Genomic DNA, 23,227 nt, shown 5'->3' with positions numbered 1-23,227 from the left:
AGCCGACGATCGACCTCGGGACCAGGGATCAGGCCGCCCGGGTGGCGAAATCCACCGGCTCCAGACGATGCAGTCGGAATGCGGTTTCACCGATCGCACGTCGAGCGACCTCGACGATGTGCTCGTGGTGCGTGAATAATACCACCTGATTGAAGGTGGACGCAGCCGCCAGCACCTCGAGCATCGCTGCCGACCGTGCATCGTCGGCGGTGATCAGAAGGTCGTCGCAGATCAGCGGGAGCGCGACGCCGGCACGGTCGCGGATCGAGGCCAGACGAAGCGCCAGGTAGAGCTGATCCCTAGTGCCTTCGGAAAGGCCCTCCACGCCTACCGGGTCTCCCGTCGACCGCAGCGCTCGGATGGTCGGCTCGTCGTTGTCGGAATAGCGGAGCGCCAGGCCGGTGAACGCGTCTCGCGTGACGTTCGAGAAGATCTCGGACGCGCGCTGCATTAGGGGGGCCTGCCGGGACGCACGGTTGCGCTCGACCACCCACCGGAGAAGCGCGGCCGTCGCGACGGTTCCGACGTGCTCCTCGGCGGCGTCCGCCAGAAGGGCGGAGGCGTCCACGAAGCGTTGCTGGGCCTCGGCCGCAGCCGCCGCGGTCGAGGCGGCCCTGGTCGCGGCCTCGGCCTCGGCGAGCTCACGCCCCACCGCCTCCCGCTCGGATTCGAGAGCACTCCGGCGTTCGGCGATACCCTCGAGTTCAGCCGCGACCTCGTCGGGCCCTATGGCTGCGGTCTCCTCCCGAAGCGCGTCGAGCGCGATCCCGTCCCCGAGCGACGCCAGCTCGGTCGCCAACGTATCCCCCGTCCCCCGAAGCGCGACGACCCGGGACGAGGAGGCGATGGCGGTCTCGAGCAGCTCGATCGCTCCGACCCCGGCCGCCCGCATCAGCTCCGAGATCTCCTCGTCGGCCGCCGCCACGCCTCCCCCGACCTGACGAAGAGCTTCCGCCGCCTCCTCCGCGAGCTTCTCCTGCCGTCCGAGCTCCGCATCGGCCGCGACGGCGATTCGAAGTTCCGCCGCCAGGGCGCGGACCATCTGCGGGGACTCGCCCGCCGGCCGCTGAAGATCGCCGAGGAGGGACGACACCTCCCGTTCGAACGCCGCGATGTCGCGCTCCATGCCGGACACCTGTCTGGCGAGACCGGCCCTTGCGCCACTCTGTCCGCCGATCGTCTCCATCGCCGCGACGGCGTCGATCAGCGTCACGTCCCCGCCGCCGGCCGGCAGCGCGGCCTCGGAGAGCAGGGCGCCCGACACCTCGGCGGCGGCGCGCCTTCCCGCCGCCAGCCGAGCTTCGTCCCGTTCGAGGTCCTCGGACGCAGTAGCCAGAGCCTGGCGCTGCATCGTGCCGCGTTCGGCATCCCTGGCCTCCGCCTCCAGCTTCTCCAACGTGCGCCGGGCGACGGGAAGAAGCCCGGCGAGCGTCGGCTCGGCCGTCTGCACGCCGACAACCCGTAACGCGTCGACGAGCGCCTCAGCAAACGCCGTACCCTCCTCACGCTGGCGGGCGAGGGCGTGCTCGGCCGCTTCGGCGTCGGCGAGAATGGTCATGGTCCGCTCGCGCTCGGCGCGCCATGCGGCCATGCCCGTCGGTGGAAGGGCGCCGTCGAAGCCCAGAGGGCGGAGCGTCTCGGCCCATCGCGTCTGCGCCGCGGTCAACGCTCCGGTCGCGGCCGTAAGTCGGTCCGCCGCTTCCTGGCGAAGGTTGCGGGCCTTCGCGAGATCCGCGGATGCGATCGCATGCTGCGCGACGCGGGCCGAGTCCGCGTCGCGACGGTCCGCCAGAGCGTCGGCGGAACCGATCGCCGCTGCGAGATCGTCTGCGACGCCGCCATCGTCGAGCCGTCGTTCGCCGGCCAGACGATGGCGCACCTCGTTCATGAAGCCATCGCGAGTCGACCTCGAGGCCGCCACCGCTTCGGGCGTCGGAAGGTCGCCAGCACCCACCAGGCGGTCCACATCAGCCGATGATTCTATCGCCCGCTTCTCCGCCGTGACGATCTCAGCTTCGGCCGCCGCGATACCGCGCCGCGCCGCATCGATCTCCTCGGCGTGCTCGGTGACGACGGCCTCGGGAGGAAGCGCGAGGGTGGGGAGATCGGACGGCTCGCCGCGCCAGGGCGCGAGCGCCGCCCGTGCCGGTCCGAGGCGACCGGCGGCCTGCTTGAGGCGGTCCTCGGCATCGCGCAGCCGCGCGGAATGATCGCCGGGCACCGCCGCGACGGCCGCCCTTAGCGGTGCTGTATCCACACCGCCGGCCGCCGCGTCCGTGGTCGGAAGACGGCTCAATCTGACGGTCAGCTCCGAACGGGCGATCTCGAGCCGGCCCTCCTCCGCATCGAGAAGGCGGACGTTGTCCAGGTGTCGCCGCGCCCTCTCCACCCAGCCGGCGCCCGGAAGCGGCGCGTCGACCGGAAGCCCGGCTTCGGCACGCGCGGCGCCGATCGAGGCATCTACCCGGTCCAGGTCCGCGCGACGCAGCTCGAGGTCGCGGATCGCGTTCTCCACGACCGGACGGCGTTCCTCAAGTTCGGCCACGCGATCGCCGTGCGACAACAGAAGCGTGTCAACCGTGACGGCGGATGTCGCCTCCCTGGCTCTGTCTCGCGCGCTCCGGTGCTGTACGCTGAGCGCTTCGGCGGTCTTGCGGTTGGAAACGGCGGTCGCCAGACGGGACGCCGTGTCCTCCGGGAGGATGGCGACCTCTCCTAGGGACGCCAGTTCGTCCTCCACGGCGGCCAGCCGGGCGAGAGAGGGCCGCACCCTGGTCAGGCGTTCCAGCATCGCGGAACGGGCCGCAAGCCCACGAGCCTCGTCCAGGAGCTGGGCCCGTCGGCCCGTCGCGGCCGCCAGCTTCTCCTGGACCGCCTTCCAGTCGGACTCGGTCAGCGCCGCATTGCGGACTTCGGACCTCGCCTCCTCGCGCTCGCGCATGAGACGGTTGACCAGCGGGTTCTGCGCGCTCGGCTTGAACAGCCTGGCGGCCTCGCCGTCTAGGCGCTTCAGCTCCGTTCCGATCCCGCTGAGGCCGGTCCCCGCCTCGAGCACCACGCGCGCCGCGTCGTCGCGGCCATCCAGGATCGCCTGCCCACCTTCGCGGAGCTTCCGGTGGTCGAGGCCGAACATGCGCTCGAACGACGTGCGATCCATTCCGCCCAGCATCGTGGAGACGGTGTCGTCGGGCGCCGCGCTCCCGTCCGGACGCAGCAACGTGTTCTTGTTGCCCTTGCGCCGCGTGAGCTCGATCGTCCGGCCCTCGTGCTCGATCACCGCCCGGATGCCGAGCGCCCCATAGTCGTACCGCCAGTTCTGCGTGCTCTGGGAATGGAGACCGAACAGGAAGTCTCCGACCGCCTGGAGCATCGTCGACTTGCCTGCCTCGTTGCGGCCGACGACGAGATGGAGATCGACTGTCCCGTCGCCGAAGTCGACCACCCGGTCCGCGAAGGCCCCGTAGCGCACGAGCTCCAGCGTCCTGAAGCGCATCAGTCGGCCTCGCCTTCGAAGCGCGCAGCGACCCTGCTCCGCGCATCGCCGATCAGCGCCCTGACGTCGCGGGCCCTGGCGGCCGCGAGGAGCGGCGACGTGTCGGCATCGCCGATGTCGGAAGGCAGCTTGCCGAGCAGCGGCGCGATCGCGGCGTCGATCGCCTTCGCGCAGTCGGGGTCGTCAAGCGCCTCCGCCAGCAGATCAGAGATCTCGGGGGGCAGCCTGACCGGCGCATCGACGAGCGGCGCCTCGATCCGGATCTTCTCCAGCCACAGCGAGTCCGAGACGGCGGACGCCTGGGCCCGCACCTCCGCGGAGAACCAGTCGGGATTCGAGAGGAGCGCGTTGCGCAGAGGCCCGGCGGCCGTCACGTTCAGTCGCGTCGCGGTGGGTCGGTCGCCGGCATCGGCGATCGACCCCCGCAGCACCTCTGAGACTCCCGACAGGAGCTCGGTCATGTCGCGTGCACCGCCCGCGTCGATCGATGCCCGCGCCCATCGCACCTCGTCGCACGCGCGAGGCTCGACGCTGCGGACGACGCCGTCCTCCACCCGCACGATCATCGCCCCCTTGGCTCCGGTCTCGCGGACGTGGCGACCCTGCGTGTTTCCGGGAAACACGATGTGCGGATCGGTCGATCGGATCGACGCCTCGTGCACATGCCCCAGCGCCCAGTAGTCGTGGCCCGCCGCGCGCAATTCGTCGACGCTGCAGGGCGCATACCGCGCGTGACCTTCAGCGCCCTCGAGGGCGGTGTGCAGGATCGCCAGGTTGAGCCGACCCTTCGTCGGCGGACAGTAGGTCGACGCGATGTTCTCGAACGTCGCCGCCTCCTTGTAGCTCCGGCCATGGATCGCAACGCCGAGCTCCGGCAGGTCGACGGTCTCGCACTTGCGGTTCGAGAACGAATACACGCCATCCGGCATGGTGAGGTGGCGGGTGACGCGGCTCTCCGCGTCGTGGTTGCCGAATGCAATGAAGGCGCGGATTCCGGCCCTCGTCAGACGGGCGAGCTGCGCAACGGCGAACTGCCCCGTCGCGTGGTCCTTCCACGTCCCATCGTAGAGATCGCCGGCGATCACGACGAAACTCACGCCTTCCGCGATTGCCAGGTCGATGACGTTTGCCAAGGCGCGCCTCGTCGCGCCGCGCACCAGCTGCGAAAAGGCCTCGTCCTTCGCCGCCAGGCCAGCAAGTGGACTGTCGAGATGAACGTCGGCCGCATGGATGAAGCTGAAGTCGGCTACCATTCAGCGAGACTAGCCTCTGGCCCATTGAATTGGAACGCGATCTCGCGCTCACGGTCCTGTGGCGGTCAGCGGGGCCGCTTCGATGCCCACAACAGGAGCGGGAGCGTTCGGAACCGGCCTTATGCGCGGTACACTAGGTCGTGCCCTTCAGCTCCCAAATGCCCTGCGCGAGAATATTCGTTTGGCTGCAGTGAACGAATAGCGGAAGTTGGGAAGCGTGAGTCGCTACGCGAACGTCTGGGAATGGGTCGTTCCGCCGCGGCTGCTTACGTGCCCCGCTTCGGTTCCGCGGCTTGGCTGCCGGCAGCTCGGCCGCCGTGACGCGCAGCAGTTCGCTGAGCCATTCGGCATCGTCCCATCGGTCGGCCTCTATCAGCATTTGCGGTTTGGCACCCGGATAGGGGGGTGCGTCCGACACCGGTTCGGCATGGACGCGGCCCGATGCCGTCGGTTTCACAAAAAGCTGATCGTCGCAGACCGACCCGATCATCTTGCCGTCGACGTACACGCCGTATTCGCCAAACATCGGTTGGCCGACACTGTGCCTGCGCTAGTCGCCTGTTTGATCAGATAATCAATCGTGCGTTGCTGCGTGGCCATGGCCCAGCGTAACAGACGAACGTCGCCCCAGACAACAACCCGTCCGCCGTTCGCGTCGCCATCCGCACTTAACAAGCGGCTGCTTCGGGGAGGGTCTGGGTGCGCTGAATTATCAGAAGTAGGGTCTTACGGCTGCGGCGGCTAGCTGACTGGCGCCAGCGTGGTACGTCGTCTGGGAGCATTATGACGATGTTCGGAGGCCTGCTGCTCCTCGACCCGTCACGAACTTTGGGCCCCGCCCTCCGACTCAGAGCCTTCCGCGGGCGCTCTCGCAGGAGGGATGCCACCAGAGCGGGGCTGACCACCCGAAGAGTGCTTTTGCCGTTGAGCCGTTCCTTTTACTTTAGGGGTAGATACAGTTCCACGACGACATCCTGAACCGGCGCGTCAGGAAAGTAGGAGAAGTATCGCCGGCCAAAGAGCGGGAAGTCCCTCACCTCCTCGCCGCTCGCCGGAAGCCAGTCGCGGTAGAGGAAGAGCGCTGGTGCCTCCAGATTTTGGGTGTTGTGGACGACGCGCAGCACTGCGCAGCGCCCCGCAGGGATCACGCCTGATTTCATCACGGGGTCGTTTGGGTCGATCGGCTGGTCGGTTCCGACACATAGATCCATGCTGTAGTCGGCCGGGTTGGCGGGTGTGCGCTCGGATCGAAAGATGTTGAAGGTGGGGTTCTTGTCGGGCGACAAGCCGGAGGCCTTCCGCCAGGCAATGAACCGCTCGAATGTGTCGCCCAAGGTTGCCCTATCGCCGCGATGCTCGAGGATAGCTACCGGCGTTTGCGGCACGTCGCGGATGGTCACGTCTTCGGCTTCGTAGTAGATCTTCATGAGCTTGCTCCTCGCGTTGTTTAAGGGCCCGAAGGCCGCGAGCCACGGCGCCCAATCGGGCGACTTCCGGAACGACGAAGGCGATTGACGAAACCGCGCCCGAAAGGCCCGTGCGAAGGCATCTGGCGCCTCGTATCCGGCCTCCAGCGCGATGTCCGTGACACGCCGGCCGCGCTCTGCCGCCAGTTGGCGCGAGGCGCGCTTCAGCCGGGCCAGCTGCACGTACCGGTGCAGGGACAATCCGAACGTCGCCGTGAACTGCCGCTGGAAATGGAACTTGGAAAAGGCGGCGACACCGCTTACCGTTTCCAGATCCAGGTCATCGCTGAGGTGTTGGTCTATATAGTCCAACACCCGCTGCATCCGCGCCTGATAGTGGTCGATCGCTGCTGTCATCGTATCCCCGTGGCAGCACCAACTAACTACTCAGGCCAAGACGTGCTCGACCGATCTTGCTGTTTGGAGAACGTCCGCTTCCCTGCTGGATGGCATCTCATTCTCGCATCACGCCCATTGGTGAGCATCCTGGAAGCGCGATCGCGTGCGCCACGCGCCTGCAACGACTGGTGGAACGAGAGCCTGTTTCGAGGAGCCTGCAAAGCGGCGATGAATGTCTGCTTCTGTGTCGACGGGGACGCCCTCACTGAAAAAGATAATCAGATGCGGTGTCACAAAGCGGTGTGCTGTCTCGTCATGCCTGCAGATCCCCACGAAAGGACTGCCGACATGACTGGACGCATCAACCCCTATGGTGTCGCTCCTGACCCGCTGAAGGTGTGGATGGGCTTCTCGAACGGCCTCGACCTTCTGCCGGTGGCCCTGAACGTCTAGGTTTCGGTCGCCTCGCCTTAGCGATGATCTGTCGGACGAGCTGCAGATGATCAGCGTCGGACGGTAGCCGCATTCATCGCTGCGGCTTCGCGAACGAGATCCTGCAGCGCCGTTTCATTCAGCTCGTCATCTTCGCGGATGTCGAGCGCGCGGCGAACGCCGGTCATGCTGGCGTTGAACAGGCCATGCGGGTCGCTCAGCGCGCTCCCCTTGGGAAAGGTCAGCTTTACCTTGTCCTTGTAGCTCTCGCCGGTGCAGATGATGCCGGCGTGAGACCATGTTGGCACGCCGAGCGGGTTGCTCGGCTTGCGCCACTTTACCTCCTCGACGACTCCTGGAACGGCGTCCTTCAAGAGCCTGCGGATTCGCGTGAGCAGAGCGCCCCGCCAATCGTTCAGGCTCGCGATCTTTGCGTCCACGGGATCGATCATCCGATTAGCCTTTCGATTGGCGTGAGGGCGGGGCGCCGACGCCCGAAACCGTATTGGCGCGCGAACATGTAGAGCCCGGTGACCGTCAGGAAGAGCAGCGGCGGCAGCGGCGAGTAGGTGATGCCAGCCGGCACCGGGCCGCGTGTCATCGCCGCGAAGTTCGCGACCACGGTCAGGGTGAAGACGATGGACATCCAGCGATGCACCTGCCGGGGGCGCGGTCCCATGCCGTTCCGCCTGCGGGTGCGGGTGCCGGGGTCGGGCGCCGGTTGCGGCGTGATCGAGAAGAACTCCGCCCCCATCAGCGCGCCTCCACCAGCTTCCAGCCGTTCCCGGACGGATCCCGGAAGCTGGCATCGACGGAGCCGAAGCGGGCAATCGGCTCCTGCGTGAACTCGACACCCGCGACGGCGAAGCGCTCGTGGGCGGCGCGGCAGTCCGGGACCACCATGACGAGCGGCGGCATAGCGCCCTTGGCAACGGCCTCGTCGAGCGTGCGAGCCGTGACCTCGTCCACCGTCGGCGGCTGTGGTCTGAACAGCCCGAGTTGGAAGGTGGGCTGGTCCGGGTGCCGCACTGTCAGCCAGCGGTAGCCGCCGTTGCGCGCGTCCGTGTGTACCTCGAAGCCCAGCCTGCCGACGTAGAACTCGACCGCCTCATCCTGATCGCGCACGTAGATGCCCGCGACCCCCACACCCTGTTCCATGGCTATCCTCCTGTCGTGATGGCTTTCACCTATCCGCCTCGTCACGACGCCTCTTCTCCGAAACTGCGATTGTGAGATTGGGCCGGTGCGCGGCGCTCACGAAGCAGTGCGGCACCTCCTCGAGCTGGTGGGTCCCGGTCCGCTCGCGAGCGCGCATGTCCGTCGGGTTCTCGCCGGTGATGTCGCGGAAGACGCGACCGAACGTGCCCAGGCTCTCCCACCCGGTCCGGAAGGCGATGTCGATGATTGGCAGGTCCGTGTCGCGCAGCAGCGCCTTCGCCCGCTCGATACGGCGGGAGAGCAAGTAACGGTGGGGCGGCACGCCGAAGGCGGCTTTGAACGATCGGGCGAAGTGCGCTTCGGAAGCGCCGCTTACGGCAGCGAGCCTGCGGACCGGCCACTGCTCGTGCGAGGCAGCGTCCATGCGGTCCCTCGCACGCAGCAGCCGGCGGAGAAGCGACACGTCCTGACTCATCTTTTCCAAGTGCCCTTCATGCCGAAGCAGACCTGTCATCGTTTGTTTTGCTGGGGTCGCTGCTATATCCGTTTACGGGTTCGAAGGGGAGCGCGGGGGGACTTGAGCGGTAGCTCCGATTGCAGCCGCCGTTCGACTGGTGTGCATGGATGCGCCGCCAAACACCTTTGCTGCTGCTCTGGTCTACTTCTGTGGCTAGGCTCATGCAGAGGCGATGCGCAAAAAGCATTACTCTCGGATGGAGAACCAAAACGATGATCACCGTATGGGGCGGACAGACCTCGCGATCGATCCGGGCCGTCTGGGTGTTGGAGGAGATGGGCCTGCCCTACCGCGTGCGGCAGGTGGACATGCTGGCCGCGGAGAAGGACCAGGCGTGGCTCGCCGTCAATCCCGGCGACTTCCTGCCCGCGATCCAGGACGGCGACGTCACCATGGTCGAGTCCGTGGCGATCATGGAGTATCTGATGGGCCGCTACGGGCCCACGCCGCTGCAGCCGTCGCCCGACGATGCGGCCTTCCCGACCTATCAGCAGTTTCTCCATATGGGCGAAGCGGGCTTGGCGACGTTGATGATGGTGCCGCTGGTGAGCGGCTTCATCGCGCCCGAGGCGGAGCGGATAATTGGGGTGCCCGCTGGGCGCGCGCGTGCGTCGAGCGACGGCTGCTGCTCGTGAGGCGGCAGCTCGCGGGTGCGCCCTACATGGCCGGCGACAGGTTCACGGCCGCTGACATCTCGGTCACCTACGCGCTGAACCTGGGCGCGAACCACGCCGGGTTCGTCCTCGGCGACGCCGAACAGGCCTACCTTGCCCGCACCACGGCTCGCGACGCCTACAAGCGCGCCATGAACCGCTCGCATGAAGGCGTGGCAGCCTAGACGAGCGACTGGTGCACATTGTCCGCGGCCGTCTCGCCATATCGCCGTCCAGGTGGTTCCGACCGGCCGGCTCGGCACGCCGCAATGACCTATGCTCTTGATGATCCAGCGTCAGATTCGGAGAGCCGCTCGGCAGTGCGAACGGCGGCTCCTGGGCTACACGACGCTGCGGATGTGCCGAGCGCAACGGCAGTCTATTGCCGGCTCGGCCTTGAATCCGGAAAGTCCACAAGGTCCAGCGGGCCGCACATTATTATGAAATCTCCGGCCCCAATCTCCCACGCCCGAGCCGCCAGCTCACGCCATCAGCGCGCATGATGCCGGAGGCTGTCTTGCCGATCTGATTTTCCAGCACCGGCCGCCACGGCACCAATGTGAATTCCCTCGACTTTTCGACCACCGCGAAGCGACCGCCGGCGAGCTCCAGTCTGCGGGTTACCGTGCCCTCGATCCGATCACCAACCTTGGATTCGACGAACGCCTTGCCGGTCTCGCTCGACATCGCCTTGCCTTCGCGGAGCAGTTCACGGCGGTGGAGCATCATGATCGCATTGGCGCGCAACCGAATTCTGTCACCATTGCCGTCAGCAAGTTGCTGCTCGACCAGCCATTGTCGACGCGCCGCCATCGCAGCGCGAACCTCCCGCCCAAAACCGGCATCGCGGATCGGTATCGGCGTGTTCGACGCCAGCTCGCGGTCGATCCAGGTGGCAGCGTCGGCGCCGGGAAGCTGATCGATCGGTCTCGACGACAGCGTCGCTACTTCGACAGGCTGATCGCGGTGGCGTCGCGCTTCATAGGCTGCGGCCCGGTCGACGTGGTCGGGCGCGATGGTCCAGCTTCCGTCCGGATCACGTTCGACGCCGACACCGGCTCGCCGCATTGCTTCAAGCCTGCGAACATGGGTTTCGGCGTACGCCTGCGTCGCCGACGGATCATGCCTCAGATGCAGGTCGGTCGAGTAGCGCCCGCCATTGGCGGCGGCGACCTCGGCAACGACGCGGTCGGCATCGCGCACTTCCAGGGTTCGGGCGGCGATGCGGACGATCGCGCCCTCCGGGATCGGTGCGACCGCATCGCCACGTCCGATGTCGACGTAATGGGCATGACCATCGACCCCGTCGACCAGCAGATAATGGCGGTCACGATGCTCGTCGGCGAGACCGCGGCCGAGGACGCGGCCAACGATCGGCTCCGGGTCAATGTCACCGCCCCCGAACATCGAGCGACCAACCCACGGCCGCTCCAGCTTCCAGGCCGACAATTCGCGCTGCATCGTGCGGATGATGTCACCGCGCTCGCCGAGCACGCGCAGCGTGCCTGCGAGATCCTCGGCGAGTTGCCAGCGGCCACCGCCGACGTTGTCGGCCAGGCCCATGCTGGCGAGCTTCTGTAACCGACCGGCGCGCAGCGACTGCTGGAACGCGTCCCGATCGGCCGATACGACCAGCCGATCGGCATCCATCGACCTGATCAGACGGCGGTCGATCGCCGTCACTCGCTCTTCGCCAATGTCGTGGCGTAACCGCGCCTCAATTTCCTGATCGGTGCGCGGGCCGAGATCGAGGGTCACCAGTTCGGCGGCGCGTTTGCGAATACCGTGCGATATATACTCGCGGGCGATGATCAGATTGTGGCCGGTATCATCGACCCCCCGGAGCATGATGTGGGTATGCGGATGGGCGGTATTGAAATGATCGACCGCGACCCAATCGAGCCTCGTGCCGAGGTCGGCTTCCATCTGCGCCATCAGCCGGCGCGTGAAGGGTTTGAGGTCGGGATATTCCGAGCCGTCCTCGGCCGAGACGATGAAGCGGAACTGGTGACGGTCGCCGTCGCACCGGTTGACGAATACCTTGCCGTCGGCGGCGTCGCGATCAGCCGAGTATAGCTCGCCGGGATTGCCTTCGCGCGTGACGCCGTCGCGCTGGATGTAGCGTAGGTGGGCGCGCGCTGCCGGCATCCCTTTGCTGCCGATACGGACCAGGCGGGTCTTCACGACCGCGCGACGGGCACGCATCCCACCGAACCGATCGCGGCTCGACAGCAACCGTCCCATGCTCGCGCCGCGTCCGATCCGGCTGCCGTCGAACCGGCGGCTGCGCACCGCACCCTTCTCCGCCGATCGGATCGCCGCGCCGATCACGCGGCCGAGATAGCGGCGGGCCTTCTTGCCGCTCTGGTGGCGCGGCTTGCCGACCCGCGGCTTGAACTCGTCATCGTCGCTCATCGGAGTGGCCGACGGAAAGGCAGAGTCTCGCCGGGAAGGCGGAGGGATGGCGGTTTTCCGCCATTCTCAACAAAACTGTCTCGCGCTAGCGGCGCGATGTCTCTGGAAAAAGCGATGTGCAGACAACCACTTAGCGATGTCCACGGGACATTGCCTTTCTCTTGCTTTCGCTTTTCTCTTCCTCTCCCTGATCTCCTTCCCCTCGGCTCAAAAAGATAGCCGGGCCACGATGCCGATCTGGCACCGCGACCCGGCGTGAAATGATGCGACAGTCAGGCATCCGCGAACGCCGTCAATGCCTCGTGCTGCCGTCCGAATTCGCGCTTCCCCATCAGACCGTGCGGGTGTCCATCGCCATCGACGATCATCACCGCGACGAACCACTTGCCATCCAGTCGCCCGACGATCCGAACCCGATCCAGGTCGAATTCATCCTCGTCCATGCTCTCATAAGTGCCGATCCAGCGCTCCTCATCTCGTGCTTCCCATAAGAAATCGGTCTCCTCGGCCTTCAGAAACCGATGCGCCAGAGCCTCCCCGGCACCGTGGCCAAACTCGACTTCCAGTCCCGAAACCAGTGCCGCCATCACGCGATCTGACGCCGCCGAAATGGGTTGAAACATGCCCATGATCATCCCCTTCGCTTCTGTTCTCCTCATCGAGAACATCGTGAAGAAGACGGGTGGCGGAGCGGCTGTCAGGGCCGCGGAGCAACGCGGAGCGCCGCGAAGCGGACGTGGGGGGAACCGATTTGCGGAGCAAATTGGGGGGCGCCCGCGGGCCTTGAGAGCCGCTCCGCCAGCCGTCATGCTGGGCTTGTCGAGACGAGCCCCTCCAACGCCCGCGATCATGGACCGACCTTTTGAACCGCGAACAGCAAGCCCTGCGGCTCACTCGCTACGTCGGAGGATCGATCGGTAGAGACTTCGCGGCGCACGACGAAGAGCGACGGAGGCGCCGACGACTGCGGCGGCAGAGAAGTTGCCTGCGGCGCACCAGCCACTGATCCGAGATAGGCTATCGTTTCGCCGGGAAGCCGTCTCGTGCCCGCCAGATAACCGGCATAGGCGCCCGGCCCGGCATTATAGGCGCCGAACAATCCGGGATAGCCGAAGCGGTCATACATCAGGCGCAGGAAGAAGGTCCCCGCGAGGATGTTGTCGCGCGGATCGTCGGGATCGGTGCCGAGGGCGAGGCGCGACCGCATCTCGGCCCAGGTCGCCGGCATGAGCTGCATGAGCCCGATCGCGCCAGCGCGGCTGCGGATCGGCCGCCCGTTGAGCATCGTGAGACCCCGGCTCTCGGCCCGCATCACGCGTTCGATCCAGCTCGTCGGGATGCTGAACCGCACCGACGCTTCCTCGATCATCGGCCGCCAACGATCGACCTCGTCGGCCCGGGCCGGCGTGGCGATCAGCAGCAGCACGGCCGGGATCAGCCGGGTCAGCGCGCCCATAGAAGCCGCGCCTTGCCGACGACCAGTCCGCCTTCGGTCACCCCGAAATAGCGGCCGTCGAACGATGCAGGACTGTCCGACATCAGCAGGAAGAGCTGGCGTTCGCGCAGCCTGACGCACCCGCTCCACCACGGCATTGGATGGCCGGCGGCATCGGCAACGCGCCGGCTTGCCAGCAGCCTGCCGTTGACGAAAACCTGCGCCCCAAGCGCGCAGACCTCATCCCCTGCCGCCGCGGCGACATGCTTCACCAGAGGCACGTTGGCGGGAATGTAGCGACGCTTCGCGGCGAGCGTCCGCCAGGGATCGGGCACCCGCGCGATGACCATGTCGCCGGTGTCGACCGACGCACCAGGGGTCACCGAATAGAGGCCGATCGGCGCACTGGCGCTCGCGTTCCACACCAGGCGCGGGGCCGGTGGAATGGCGATGGTCAGGCCGACCAGGGCGATGCCGATGCCGATCGCGGCTACGCGGCGGCCGACGACGCGGCGGCGCTGTTTCTCGGCGCGGAGCTGGTCGCCCCAGTCGAGCAACGGCATTCCCGTGCCGCGATGGGAGCGCCTATTCATGGTCGGCCCCTCCCATCGACTGGGCCTTCGACCAGGCGTCGAGATCGTCGATATGATATTGGACGAAGCGGCTGTGGAGACGGAATGCCGGGCCTTTCCCAGCGCGCCGCAACCGCTTCAACAGGCGGCTCGAGAACTTCAGATAGGCTGCCGCCTGGTCGGTATTGAGATAGGGGGAGCCGCGCTTCGCGCGGTTCGCGCGGGAAATGTCGTCGTCGCTGTCCATCTGGCTTTCCGGTGCATCGAAACGGCGGCGAAGCTGCCGTCGGCGGCCCCGGGAATGACGGGCGCGACACCGGCCGGGGAGTGTCGGAATCGCCGCCCCCGTTTTCGACACACCCCCGCACGGAGGGAGGAAATCCCCCGCGCACCGCAGCGCGCGGGGGTTCGGTTGGATCGGGAAAAGCGATGCGGGCCATGCCGGATGGCACGGGCTTTTTGATCCCAATGCGACACAAATTGGGCGGTACAGACGCTCCGCCTGCAGGTCTCTCGCAAGCTATGGCAATCCGGCTCACCGCTCGTGCCCCGCGCGTGGTGGCGCGCGGGGCTCCCGGTTCAGCGCGACCAGATGAGCTTATGCTCGCCGTCGTCGCCCTGGCTGAGCGTCGCGTAGATCGGCGCCGGGAACGACGGATCGTCGAGCTTGAGGCTTAGATACTCCGCGCCGGTCTCGCGCGCCGCCTTAGTCCAGGCAGCTCCGAATTCGGTCCCGCCGGCGCTGACGCGGTGGTCGGGGGCCTTCTCGTTGTCGCGCTCGCAGGGGCGGATCGTCGCCTTGACGCGAAGCGTCAGGGTCCGGATCTCGCCGGTGTAGACGCCGTTGTCGCCGCGGGTGAAGCTGCCAATCTGTGCCATGATAACCTCCTTCAAGTGATGCGACGCCGCCCGATGCGGCCTCGACAGGCGGTCGATCAGGCGGGCGGAGGACGGTCCCGCACCCAGCTTGGGGTCCCGTCGCGCTCGCGCGATGGGTGGGGGCCGAAGCGCAGCGGAGGACGGCCAAAGCCGGGCTTCTTGCCTCGCGAGGAAGGCGAGGGAACCAAGCCGGGGAAGAAGGTCGGCGACGCCGTTGCGGAACCGGCCGACCCCGCCAGACCCGCCGAGAGAGAGGTCCGTTCAGGGCGGCGGTCGATATGCTGGAGGTTGGCGACAGATGCGGTCCAGCCTCGACAATTGACTTCCTGCGGGGCGATAATCGCTACCATGCGCCGCGTTTTTCTTTCGATCCTCTCCCTTGCCGCCACGACGGCGGCAGCGCCGATCGCCGCCCAACCCGGCGATGACGGTTCGGGCCGCGTGGCCTGGGTGACGGACGGTGACACGTTCCGGCTGGTAGGCGGAGAGCGTATCAGGATCGCAGGGATAGATGCCCCGGAAACGCACCGCGACCAGGCCAGATGCGCAGGCGAGGTGACGCTCGGCCTGCGCGCGAAGGGCCGCGCCACGGCGCTGCTTGCAGGGCGCGACGTGACCTTCCATCGCGTCGGCCGCAGCTATAACCGCACCGTCGCCACCGTCATTCTCGACGGCCATGACCTCGGCACCGAGCTGGTTCGCATCGGCGTCGCGGCACGCTGGCCGCGCGGTCGTCCAAAGCCGGTCTGGTGCGGGCACGCGTCTTGATTTCGGGTTGATCGGGCATCGTCAGAGACTAGGTTGAGGGTGCCCCATTCAGCGACGGTCATCATCCCATGAAGACGATCGAACGAGCTGCCCGCGCGCTCTGCAAGTTTGACGGACATGCCGAGAACATCAGGTTCGAGGGCGCGCCGATGTGGCAGAGCTATGTGCCGCAGGCGCGCGCGCTACTCGACGCCATCCGCTCTGCGGCTCCGGCCGGAGCTGATGTTGCTGCGTGGCGCATGATGATCGAGGCCGCGCTCGGCGAGAGCCTCAACGTCTAAGCCTGGGATCGCTCGCCGCGTGGCCGACGCCTGAAGGCGGAGGCCACGCGGCGCGATTTTCGCGTCGATGACGAGCGGCGGCGCAAAAGAAAATAGAGGAGGAAACGGGCGGCGGCGACGCCGCCGCCCGCCTTGTCGTCACGCCGCGAGCGGCACCGACTGGTGATCCGGCTCGGGCGCGGGCAGCGCCAGCACAGGACCGGGGCTGGTGGGGTCAAGCTCGGGAGGCCGCGCCGCTTCGACCTTGGCATAAGCCTTGACCGTCCCGACGCCGCCGCGCGTCGTGTAGGCTGATGGCGGGAACGCCATCCAGCGCGGCACCCACTTGTCGACCTTCGTCCGGCCATTCTCACCCGCCAGATGGTCGGCGACGATGCGCTTCAAGGCCTTGCCCTTTTCGTTCGCGTTGGCGGCGGCGACCGTTTCGCCCGCCACCTCGGCGACGATCCGAATCAGCACCTCCTTGTCGCGAAGAAGCTCGAAGAACGCATCGTCGGCTCGCCAGTAGGACGCGATGTCGATGCCGATGGTCATCCCCACCGCCTCGACGGCGGCGCTGCCAGCGGCCAACGTCTCGCCCATGACGACGGCGATCACGTCCATCACCGCACGGTCGGGCAGGTCGAGCAAGCGCAGGAATACGCCCGCCAGACTATAGTCGTCGCCGTTGCCGCCGGTCACCGTGGGTTCCTCGGCCGAGAAGTCGAGCAGCGCCAGAACGGCGCGGCGGTTCTCGTCAAAGTCGGCCTCGCCCCGGCACGTCTCGAAGCTCTCGCGCACCTCCGCTTGCCGTGCGGTCTGCGGCTCGGGCTTCACGCTCCACAGATGCGAGCCGACGATGGCGTGCGCCACCATCAAGCGCAGCGCAACCTTGGGATGGCCGGTCAACGCGGCGCGCACGGCGGCATGGCGATGCAGGTCGATATAGGTCTGCATCGTGCTCGTCACCTCGGGCCGCGTGGACTTGGCGGCGCTGTCCGGCATGTCGCCGCGTTCGAGCCGCTTCGCCTCCTTGGCGGTCAGATAACCCTCGTGGAACGTCACCTCGCCGCTGGCGCGCGCGTCGATATAGACGCGCCCGCCCTTGCGCTTCGGGGCCTTGGTCAGCTCGTAGACGTGAAAATGGGTGTCGGGCGGAACAACCACCACGTCCGACCATCCGGCCTCGAGATAAGCCTCGCTGCGCGCCGCGATCAAGGCGTTCTGCGCGGTCCAGAACGCATCGCTATCGGCAAAGAACTGCTCCTTGCCGAACAGGTCACCGATAATCTGGCCCTTGTAGACGTCCAGCGCGAACAGCGCCTTGTCGGTGCTGATTTCCTGCCCGCCGAACAGCCACGACTTCAGTTGCCGCCCGGTCGGAACATAGGCGTCGGGGTCGTCGAACAAAGTCAGCCACGCACGTTGCTGACTTTTGCTGGCGAGGGTGAGATGCCGCACGGTCGCCGCGTCGATCTTCTCCTTGCGGTAGAGATCGCGGATGCGTGGCATGAGGTTGCCGAGCGCGAGGACGCGCCGGACCATCAGGTCGGGCAGCCCGAAGGTCGCGGATATATCCTCGATGGTGCGGCCTTCCTTCGCCAGACGGACGAAGTTCTCCCATTGGGTGACCTCGTCGGCGTCCAGTCGGGCCATGTTCTCGATCATCGACGCCTCGATGGCGTCGGCGTCGTCACCGTCCTCAAGGATGGCGCAGGGCAACATGGTTTCTTGAGGCTCGGCGTCGCCTTTTTCCTCCGCCACGATCTTGGCGGCGGTGAAGCGCCGCGCGCCCGCGACGATCTCGAAGGCGCCGGGACTGCAATTGGGCCGGACGATCAAGGGCACGAGAACGCCGCGCTTGCGCACGGTGGGAAGGATGTCGGACACGTCCGGGGCCTTCTTCGCATAGCGCATGTTGACCTTGCTGACCGACAGCTTGCCAAGGTCGATAAAGTCGAGTTTCATGCTTTTCACTCCTTCGGGAGTGCCGGTCCGTCACTCTTTCCGGGGTCGGCGGACCGGCTACTCAAGCGGCGAAACGCGCCGCCACGTCATCCGCCAGACAGCGGAAGCTCATCGGCACCGGGCGGCGATACGGCCCGGTACAAGAGGGTTTGCGCCCCGAGGATTGGACCGGCGCGGCGCGCGGTATCGGCCCAGACGGATAAGGGGAAAGCGCTCTCGAACGACAGGTCGCGCTCGATCACCATGCCGAACGGTAGCCGGACGCCGGCGATCTCGGACAGGCTGAAATAGCCGAGTTCCGGACAGCCGAAGCCGAGGTCGGCAAGGCCGAACAGGGTGTCTCCGTCGTCGCCGAGTTCGGTCGCCAGCCATGTCGCCGCGCCGAGCGGGTTGAACAGCTTGAGCACCGGCACCGGGTCCGGTTCAGCCCTTTCTGCGGACGCGGCGGCGCGCCGGTTGATTTCGTTGGCGCGCAGCGCGAAGCGGGTTTCGGGGAGCAAGAGGATCATGCCGCGATCCTCTCGTCCTGGGCCTCGCGATGCCGCGCGAGCAGCCATTCGGCCGCCTTGGTCGCGGCGCTGGCCGCGCGGAAGATCGCGCGGTTGTCCTCGCGCAGCACGTCCAGCCATGAGCCGACATAGTCGGCGTGGCGCACGGTCGGCATGATGCCGAGCGCGGCACAGAGGAAAGCCGATCCCATTTCGGCGACCAGTTCCTCCCGCGCATAGTCCTTGCTGCCGAAGCCGTTGGTCAGGTCGCGGGCCAGCCGCTTGGCGTGGCCGGTGGCGTGAGTCAGTTCGTGCAGGCAGGTCCGGTAATAGTTGACCTGCTCGAAGAAGGCGGGCTGCGGCGGCACCTGCACGAAATCGAGCGATGGGACATAGAAGGCGCGGTCGCCGCCGATGTGGAAGTCGACGCCTGAGGCCGCGATCACCTCCTCGGCGACGGGCACGATCTCGCGCTCGGGCAGCGACGCGGGATCGGACGCCAGCCCGGCGCGCAGTCCCTCGCACTGCGCGACATTGAAGACGGTGAACCGCTTGAGGAACGGCACCGCCTTGGGGTCGCCACCCTCGCGCGAGGCCCGTTCCTTCTCGGCCTCGGGGGTGAAGCGGTCGGCAAAGACGACGGTGACGCCATGCTCGCCCTTGCGGACGCACCCGCCCGCTTCCTGCGCCTGCCGGAAGGTCAGCCACGATTGCGACGGAAAGCCGTGCTCGATGACCGCGCCCCATAGGATCAGTACATTGACGCCCGAATAGCTGCGCGCGGTGAGCGCATTGCGCGGCAGGCCCGGACCCGCGCTGCCGGTCGATCCCCACGGCTGGACCCAAGGCAGGCGACCCGCCTCCAACTCGGAAACGATCCGCGCGGTCACCTCGTCATAGAGGCTCACCCGGTTGTCGGTCTGACGATCATCGCCCGAAACCTTGCGGTTGGCACGACGACTGGCGGCTTCTCGCATCGCTATCCTCCATCGCCACCCCGAAAAGCAAAGCCTCCCCGGAAGGCGGGGGTGGGCGGCGAAACGCGACCAAAAGGTCCGGCTCCAGCGGCCGGCGGCACCGTCAGGGCGAAACGAAGTGGAGCACCCCGAAGCCAGGCGAAGGGGTTGCCGCAGGTCGCGACGGACCTAGCCGGGAGCGCCGCCCGCACCCGCCGTACCGGGAGAGGCACAGGCAACGCCGCCGCGGCGAGGCGCGGCGTCCACAATGACGCCAGCGATCGTCGCCGGACGGCCAAGACCCGGCACGGGGCTTGGCGTAGATCGGCGCCTTGGCGCCGGTCGGAGTAGAGCGCGGTCGCACAGCCGTGCGAGGCGCCCTCTATCGATCTAAGTTAGAGGCGGCCGTTCGTTCAGGGCCAGCAGCGCGTTTGCAAGTCCCTCGCCAACTATCCATCGTGCACGTTCGAGATGGGAACGCCAGCACGCTTTGGCATGGTCATCGCTGACATCGAGCCGCAGAACGGAAGAGGCGGTGTCCTGCCAATCGCAGCCAGCATTGTCAGCATCCAACAACGCAGCGTAGAGCGCCAGATTACGGCGATCATACTCGACCATCGTGCTTTCCGTTGGCGCCAATCGGTCGATCAAGCTCATAGAAGTCCCTCCAGAGAGCCAACCGATAGCGAATAGGAACTATCGTTCCTAGAACTTTCGTTCCTGTCCCCTGATCCAAGCGGGATGGATCTGAAGCACGTTCTGGCGACGAATCTTCGTCGAGTTCGCCATGAGCGCAATCTGACGCAAGAAGATGTGGCAGACCTGACTGGTCTGAGTTCACGATATATTGGCTCGATCGAACGAGCACGCGTGTCTGCAAGTGTAACAATTCTCGGAAAGCTCGCTGAGGCGTTGAACACGGAAGCGTGTAATCTTATAAAGTCGTGATTTCTCGCTAGCGAAGAGACCAAGCAACGGATCCAGGAGATACTCAAAACTGATCGAGAATAGCTCGCGGGCCCGCCCGGATCATTTGCTCCCCGATCTTCAGCAACCTTCTCACATAAGATTTCCTGTGCTCGCCATCGCCCGGCCAATCACCGGGTCCGAGGATTGAGGCAGCTGTCTCCCTCAGGCTGGCACCGTCGCTTCGCGCATCGACAGCCTCTAATGCAAGCAGCTTGGCCGCCAAACGAAGGCTCTCCTGCCCGCTAAGCCTTGGCTCCCGCAAGGCCCTAATTGCTGCCACCTGCGCGACGAGGCGGTCATCATCCGCCAGATCGAAGCGGAGCATGACGGGCCCGGCCGCCGTCCTACCGTTGGCCAAATCGAGGCGAACAACCGTGCCGCCGCGAACGACCTGCCAATGCTCGACGCCCGCTCCTCGCAGCATTCGCGTGACGTCGGATCGTGCGTCCCACAAACGCGCGCCTCCCGCAACCGCCGGCGCCGCGCGTGCCGCGAGCACGCACGGGTCCAGGGCTGCCGACCACATCGGCAGGACGGAGGCGCAAGTCCGGGCTGGATCCTCAGGGAAAGTGAAGCCCCCAATCGGCCACGAAGCGCTCGTCGGCCGCAAAGCCCGGCTCGGGCATCCTCGCCCGGCAGAAGGCCGCACGGTACGCGGGATCGCGACGAAGCACTTCCCATGCGAGCGCGGGTCGTCCGTGGCGGATGATCGCCTGGTAGGCGAGCGGGTCGCGCATCACCATGGCGAGCGATCAGCCGGCCGCGCCCTGTTGGGACCGGACGAACATCCCGGCGGCCTCGGCTTGGTCGGGTCGCAGCGCATCGATCGCCGGCCGGTTGTCCGGCACGTTCTCACGAAGAAGGATGGAAGGGCATTGCCCCTCGACGTTTCCGAGGTTGGGACGGTGCTGGGCATAGCCGACGAGCCCGGCGAGTTCCGGCGAGAAGTTGCGCGCGACCTGGGGCGGGTAGACGAGCCATTGCAGCTCGAACGGCTTCAGCCAGCCCAGGCAGTAGCTGATGACGATCCCGCGACGCGGGTTCACACTCACGTTTCCGCCACCGCCGTGCAAGGTGGAGCCAAGGAAGATCAGTGCGTCCCCCGGATATAGGCTGGGGACGACCGAGTTCTCCTCTGGCAGGACGGGATTGTTCTGGTCCAGGTGACTTCCTGTCCACAGCCGCGTGCCGCCATTCGCGCGTGTGAACGGAGTCAGCGGCCACATGACGTTGACCAGATATTCCATGCCGCCCTTGGGTCCGGGCCACATGTCTTGGTCGCGATGCGGCAGTTGCGGCAGTGCTCCGGGATGGATCTCGATCGCCTGGGTGAGGTTCAGGGCGATGCGGTCGCACCAGGGTGACAGGACGATGTCGGCAATCCCCAGCACCGTTGGATGCATGACCAAGCCCGAGACAAGCCTTGAGCGCGATAGGAGCGCCCCGAACCGTTTCGTGCGCTCGCCGTAGAAGGCACCGCGCGACATCGGCGTGGCGACGAAGCGCGGGGAAAGGTCGTCCTCGAGATCACGGATGATCGCCGGATCGATGGCTCCCGGCATGACGGTCCAGCCATCGCGGTGGAGGTCGACTGCCAACCGGCCCATCGGCCAGCTCATGACAAGCACTCCTGACCAACCAGGGGCTGCCGCACGTCGGGATCGGCGCGCGCGTCGACGTAGACGCCGTTCCAGCGCAGGCGATCGGGCGTATCGGCGCGCACATGGACTGCGAATGCACCCACGGGCCCGCCGGCCATCCGGACGGGAGGTCCGAGCGCTTCGGCGAGCCACCCCATCGACAGGACTTCCTTGCGGAAGGTTTCGGGGAGAATGCCCGTGATGCGCTCGATGCCGCGTTCCAGAGAGAAGTCCACCATCGCGGAGATGAGCGCGTTGCGCAGTTCCTTGCGACGCGCCGCGCCATGCCGCTGAGGGAGGCAAAGCCGCGTGCTCTCCCATGTGGCATCGCCAACCGGTACGCCGCCGGGGCAAAGGCCGGGGAACAGGTCAGCGAGCATATGGGGCCCCTCGCTCGGCATCAGGCGCAGGGATGCTTCGTGCTTGCCGTCCGGCGATGCCGCGACCACGTAGACGGTGCCCTCCCGGTCGAACTGGTCGATCTCCAGGTTGCCGGCGACGACGGGCACGTCCCAGCCAAACAGGTCGACGAACAGGCGCTTTCGATCCGCGAACATGGACTCGATCAGGCGGTCAAACGGCTTGCCGCGATTGCCTTCGATGATCTGGATCATTGGCTTGCTCCCATGCGTGTCTTGCACGCCTAAGGGAGCATCGCGGGGCCGCGGGCTCTAGACCGCGTAATTACGCGGGTTGACTGCGCTGTACTTCGTCAAGCCCGACTTCGCCGGCGAGCAGCGCGGAGATCACCAACTGTGTGCGATCATGAGCGTCCAAGAGATTTCTGGCATCGCGGAGATAGCCATCCACCGTGCGCGGAGTCAGGTGCAAGGCGCGCGCGATCTCCTTGTTGGAGAAGCCGCGTCCAGCCAGGACGACGCAATCACGAGGACGAGGATGGAGCCTTTTCCTGGGCGCAGGAGGCTGGGCAGTGGCGTTGAGAACGCGCCTGGCTGCCTGGAAGGCGAAGATGCCGATCATGTGAGCCATGCCGAGCCGATGCGCTGCGCGTTCGGGAGCGATGCTGCCGGCGAACGTGCAGGAACCGTTCGGTTCGCCGAGGGCCAGGCATGGCACTGTGATGCCTTCCTGGAGACCGAACTTCGCGCCTTGTGCGAAGCTTTCCCGATCGTCGCGGTTCAGTTCCATCAAACCCGGCAAGTCTGACCAGCAGAACGCCTGCCGTGCGTATATGCAGCCCCTGATTACCGGGTCGCGACGCCACATCCCTTCGTCAATGAGACGTGCCTCGATGATTGCGGGATAGTCGGTCAGCCGGACCCGGCCGACTGGGTTGCCACGAAGATCAGCGTGATGAACGAGAGCGTAATGCCGAAACCCTAGTTCATGGGTGATTTCATCCATGAGGCCGGCTAGCTCTTCCCGGGTGCGCACGGCGGCCAGGGCGCGCAGAATGGCGTCGGTCGTGGCCACACTGGAAGCGAGGCCAAGCTCCATCCCGTTGGCCCGAAGTGCCATCCGCCTTCACTCCTCAAGGAGCGTATCCCGCGGCAATCAGCAGGTCTCTCGTTCCTTGCCGTCCCTCTACTCTGTGTCCGTCCGCTT

General features: G+C 66.4%; 28 protein-coding genes. 5 read left to right on the top strand and 23 right to left on the bottom strand.

Annotated features, from left to right (window positions below):
• Window positions 1-28: 28 nt before the first annotated feature.
• The 8 genes from GNT64_RS19745 to GNT64_RS19710 form a co-directional block, all read right to left on the bottom strand.
• Window positions 29-3,493 (bottom strand): YhaN family protein, encoded by a 3,465-nt coding sequence (locus tag GNT64_RS19745; protein WP_156681063.1) that lies wholly within the window; start codon window positions 3,491-3,493, stop codon window positions 29-31.
• Window positions 3,493-4,746 carry a metallophosphoesterase family protein gene (locus GNT64_RS19740; protein ID WP_156681062.1) on the bottom strand — a complete coding sequence of 418 codons (1,254 nt, stop codon included), beginning with the start codon at window positions 4,744-4,746 and terminating at the stop codon, window positions 3,493-3,495. Before GNT64_RS19740 ends, GNT64_RS19745 begins: the two co-directional genes overlap by 1 nt.
• Before the next feature lie 133 nt (window positions 4,747-4,879).
• Window positions 4,880-5,272, bottom strand: a complete 393-nt coding sequence (locus GNT64_RS19735) for a TfoX/Sxy family protein (protein WP_197277133.1) — start codon at window positions 5,270-5,272, stop codon at window positions 4,880-4,882.
• A 412-nt stretch (window positions 5,273-5,684) separates the two neighbouring features.
• Window positions 5,685-6,569 carry an AraC family transcriptional regulator gene (locus GNT64_RS19730; protein ID WP_156681061.1) on the bottom strand — a complete coding sequence of 295 codons (885 nt, stop codon included), beginning with the start codon at window positions 6,567-6,569 and terminating at the stop codon, window positions 5,685-5,687.
• A gap of 485 nt (window positions 6,570-7,054) precedes the next feature.
• Window positions 7,055-7,435, bottom strand: coding sequence for a DUF1801 domain-containing protein (locus GNT64_RS19725; RefSeq protein WP_156681060.1), 381 nt, complete (start codon window positions 7,433-7,435; stop codon window positions 7,055-7,057).
• Window positions 7,432-7,737: a hypothetical protein gene (locus GNT64_RS19720; protein ID WP_197277131.1), complete on the bottom strand. Its 306-nt coding sequence runs from the start codon at window positions 7,735-7,737 to the stop codon at window positions 7,432-7,434. Before GNT64_RS19720 ends, GNT64_RS19725 begins: the two co-directional genes overlap by 4 nt.
• On the bottom strand, window positions 7,737-8,141 hold the full coding sequence (locus GNT64_RS19715; RefSeq protein WP_156681059.1) for a VOC family protein: 405 nt from the start codon (window positions 8,139-8,141) through the stop codon (window positions 7,737-7,739). The genes GNT64_RS19720 and GNT64_RS19715 overlap by 1 nt, the downstream gene beginning before the upstream one ends.
• Before the next feature lie 25 nt (window positions 8,142-8,166).
• Window positions 8,167-8,655 (bottom strand): helix-turn-helix transcriptional regulator, encoded by a 489-nt coding sequence (locus tag GNT64_RS19710; RefSeq protein WP_156681058.1) that lies wholly within the window; start codon window positions 8,653-8,655, stop codon window positions 8,167-8,169.
• A 215-nt stretch (window positions 8,656-8,870) separates the two neighbouring features.
• Between GNT64_RS19710 and GNT64_RS19705 the strand changes: the two genes are divergently transcribed.
• Both GNT64_RS19705 and GNT64_RS21675 read left to right on the top strand, forming a co-directional pair.
• Entirely contained in the window at window positions 8,871-9,293 is a 423-nt protein-coding gene (locus GNT64_RS19705) for a glutathione S-transferase family protein (RefSeq protein WP_197277130.1), read from the top strand.
• 26 nt (window positions 9,294-9,319) lie between these two features.
• Window positions 9,320-9,496 (top strand): glutathione S-transferase family protein, encoded by a 177-nt coding sequence (locus GNT64_RS21675; RefSeq protein ID WP_197277129.1) that lies wholly within the window; start codon window positions 9,320-9,322, stop codon window positions 9,494-9,496.
• A 253-nt stretch (window positions 9,497-9,749) separates the two neighbouring features.
• On the opposite strand, the gene rlxS is transcribed toward GNT64_RS21675, so the two are convergent.
• The 6 genes from rlxS to GNT64_RS19675 form a co-directional block, all read right to left on the bottom strand.
• Window positions 9,750-11,726 (bottom strand): relaxase/mobilization nuclease RlxS, encoded by a 1,977-nt coding sequence (gene rlxS / locus GNT64_RS19700; RefSeq protein ID WP_156681057.1) that lies wholly within the window; start codon window positions 11,724-11,726, stop codon window positions 9,750-9,752.
• A gap of 272 nt (window positions 11,727-11,998) precedes the next feature.
• Window positions 11,999-12,361 (bottom strand): hypothetical protein, encoded by a 363-nt coding sequence (locus GNT64_RS19695; protein WP_231639114.1) that lies wholly within the window; start codon window positions 12,359-12,361, stop codon window positions 11,999-12,001.
• A gap of 212 nt (window positions 12,362-12,573) precedes the next feature.
• Window positions 12,574-13,182, bottom strand: a complete 609-nt coding sequence (locus tag GNT64_RS19690) for a lytic transglycosylase domain-containing protein (RefSeq protein ID WP_156681055.1) — start codon at window positions 13,180-13,182, stop codon at window positions 12,574-12,576.
• Window positions 13,170-13,754 carry a S26 family signal peptidase gene (locus GNT64_RS19685; RefSeq protein ID WP_422396605.1) on the bottom strand — a complete coding sequence of 195 codons (585 nt, stop codon included), beginning with the start codon at window positions 13,752-13,754 and terminating at the stop codon, window positions 13,170-13,172. The genes GNT64_RS19690 and GNT64_RS19685 overlap by 13 nt, the downstream gene beginning before the upstream one ends.
• A complete protein-coding gene (locus GNT64_RS19680; RefSeq protein ID WP_156681053.1) occupies window positions 13,747-13,980 on the bottom strand; it encodes a helix-turn-helix domain-containing protein in 234 nt (77 codons plus the stop codon). Before GNT64_RS19680 ends, GNT64_RS19685 begins: the two co-directional genes overlap by 8 nt.
• Before the next feature lie 332 nt (window positions 13,981-14,312).
• The gene (locus GNT64_RS19675; protein WP_156681052.1) at window positions 14,313-14,612 is read right to left on the bottom strand and encodes a DUF736 domain-containing protein; all 300 of its coding nucleotides are present in this window, start codon (window positions 14,610-14,612) and stop codon (window positions 14,313-14,315) included.
• 348 nt (window positions 14,613-14,960) lie between these two features.
• Between GNT64_RS19675 and GNT64_RS19670 the strand changes: the two genes are divergently transcribed.
• Together GNT64_RS19670 and GNT64_RS19665 are read left to right on the top strand one after the other, a co-directional pair.
• A complete protein-coding gene (locus GNT64_RS19670) occupies window positions 14,961-15,380 on the top strand; it encodes a thermonuclease family protein (RefSeq protein ID WP_156681051.1) in 420 nt (139 codons plus the stop codon).
• Window positions 15,381-15,448: 68 nt separating this feature from the next.
• On the top strand, window positions 15,449-15,661 hold the full coding sequence (locus tag GNT64_RS19665; protein ID WP_156681050.1) for a hypothetical protein: 213 nt from the start codon (window positions 15,449-15,451) through the stop codon (window positions 15,659-15,661).
• Between the two features lie 138 nt (window positions 15,662-15,799).
• On the opposite strand, the gene GNT64_RS19660 is transcribed toward GNT64_RS19665, so the two are convergent.
• From GNT64_RS19660 to GNT64_RS19645, 4 genes are all read right to left on the bottom strand, one after another.
• Entirely contained in the window at window positions 15,800-17,608 is a 1,809-nt protein-coding gene (locus tag GNT64_RS19660) for a ParB/RepB/Spo0J family partition protein (RefSeq protein WP_156681049.1), read from the bottom strand.
• A gap of 86 nt (window positions 17,609-17,694) precedes the next feature.
• The gene (locus GNT64_RS19655) at window positions 17,695-18,117 is read right to left on the bottom strand and encodes a DUF2958 domain-containing protein (RefSeq protein WP_156681048.1); all 423 of its coding nucleotides are present in this window, start codon (window positions 18,115-18,117) and stop codon (window positions 17,695-17,697) included.
• Window positions 18,114-19,073, bottom strand: coding sequence for an ArdC family protein (locus GNT64_RS19650; RefSeq protein ID WP_156681047.1), 960 nt, complete (start codon window positions 19,071-19,073; stop codon window positions 18,114-18,116). Before GNT64_RS19650 ends, GNT64_RS19655 begins: the two co-directional genes overlap by 4 nt.
• Before the next feature lie 369 nt (window positions 19,074-19,442).
• Window positions 19,443-19,709, bottom strand: coding sequence for a hypothetical protein (locus tag GNT64_RS19645; RefSeq protein ID WP_156681046.1), 267 nt, complete (start codon window positions 19,707-19,709; stop codon window positions 19,443-19,445).
• Between the two features lie 84 nt (window positions 19,710-19,793).
• On the opposite strand from GNT64_RS19645, the gene GNT64_RS19640 reads away from it, so the two are divergent.
• On the top strand, window positions 19,794-20,000 hold the full coding sequence (locus tag GNT64_RS19640; RefSeq protein ID WP_156681045.1) for a helix-turn-helix domain-containing protein: 207 nt from the start codon (window positions 19,794-19,796) through the stop codon (window positions 19,998-20,000).
• 43 nt (window positions 20,001-20,043) lie between these two features.
• Here the strand turns inward: GNT64_RS19640 and GNT64_RS22350 are convergent, their stop codons facing one another.
• From GNT64_RS22350 to GNT64_RS19615, 5 genes are all read right to left on the bottom strand, one after another.
• Window positions 20,044-20,346: a DNA -binding domain-containing protein gene (locus GNT64_RS22350; RefSeq protein ID WP_422396644.1), complete on the bottom strand. Its 303-nt coding sequence runs from the start codon at window positions 20,344-20,346 to the stop codon at window positions 20,044-20,046.
• Between the two features lie 235 nt (window positions 20,347-20,581).
• Window positions 20,582-20,764 carry a transcriptional regulator domain-containing protein gene (locus GNT64_RS19630; protein ID WP_156681043.1) on the bottom strand — a complete coding sequence of 61 codons (183 nt, stop codon included), beginning with the start codon at window positions 20,762-20,764 and terminating at the stop codon, window positions 20,582-20,584.
• A gap of 9 nt (window positions 20,765-20,773) precedes the next feature.
• A complete protein-coding gene (locus tag GNT64_RS19625; RefSeq protein WP_156681042.1) occupies window positions 20,774-21,640 on the bottom strand; it encodes a phytanoyl-CoA dioxygenase family protein in 867 nt (288 codons plus the stop codon).
• Complete coding sequence (locus GNT64_RS19620; protein ID WP_156681041.1) at window positions 21,637-22,275, bottom strand: acyl-homoserine-lactone synthase; 639 nt, start codon at window positions 22,273-22,275, stop codon at window positions 21,637-21,639. Before GNT64_RS19620 ends, GNT64_RS19625 begins: the two co-directional genes overlap by 4 nt.
• Window positions 22,276-22,345: 70 nt before the next feature.
• Window positions 22,346-23,140 carry a LuxR family transcriptional regulator gene (locus GNT64_RS19615; protein ID WP_231639113.1) on the bottom strand — a complete coding sequence of 265 codons (795 nt, stop codon included), beginning with the start codon at window positions 23,138-23,140 and terminating at the stop codon, window positions 22,346-22,348.
• Window positions 23,141-23,227: the final 87 nt, after the last annotated feature.

Source organism: Sphingomonas profundi (assembly GCF_009739515.1).
Lineage (GTDB): Bacteria > Pseudomonadota > Alphaproteobacteria > Sphingomonadales > Sphingomonadaceae > Alterirhizorhabdus > Alterirhizorhabdus profundi.
This window is presented reverse-complemented; position numbering and strand designations above follow the sequence as displayed.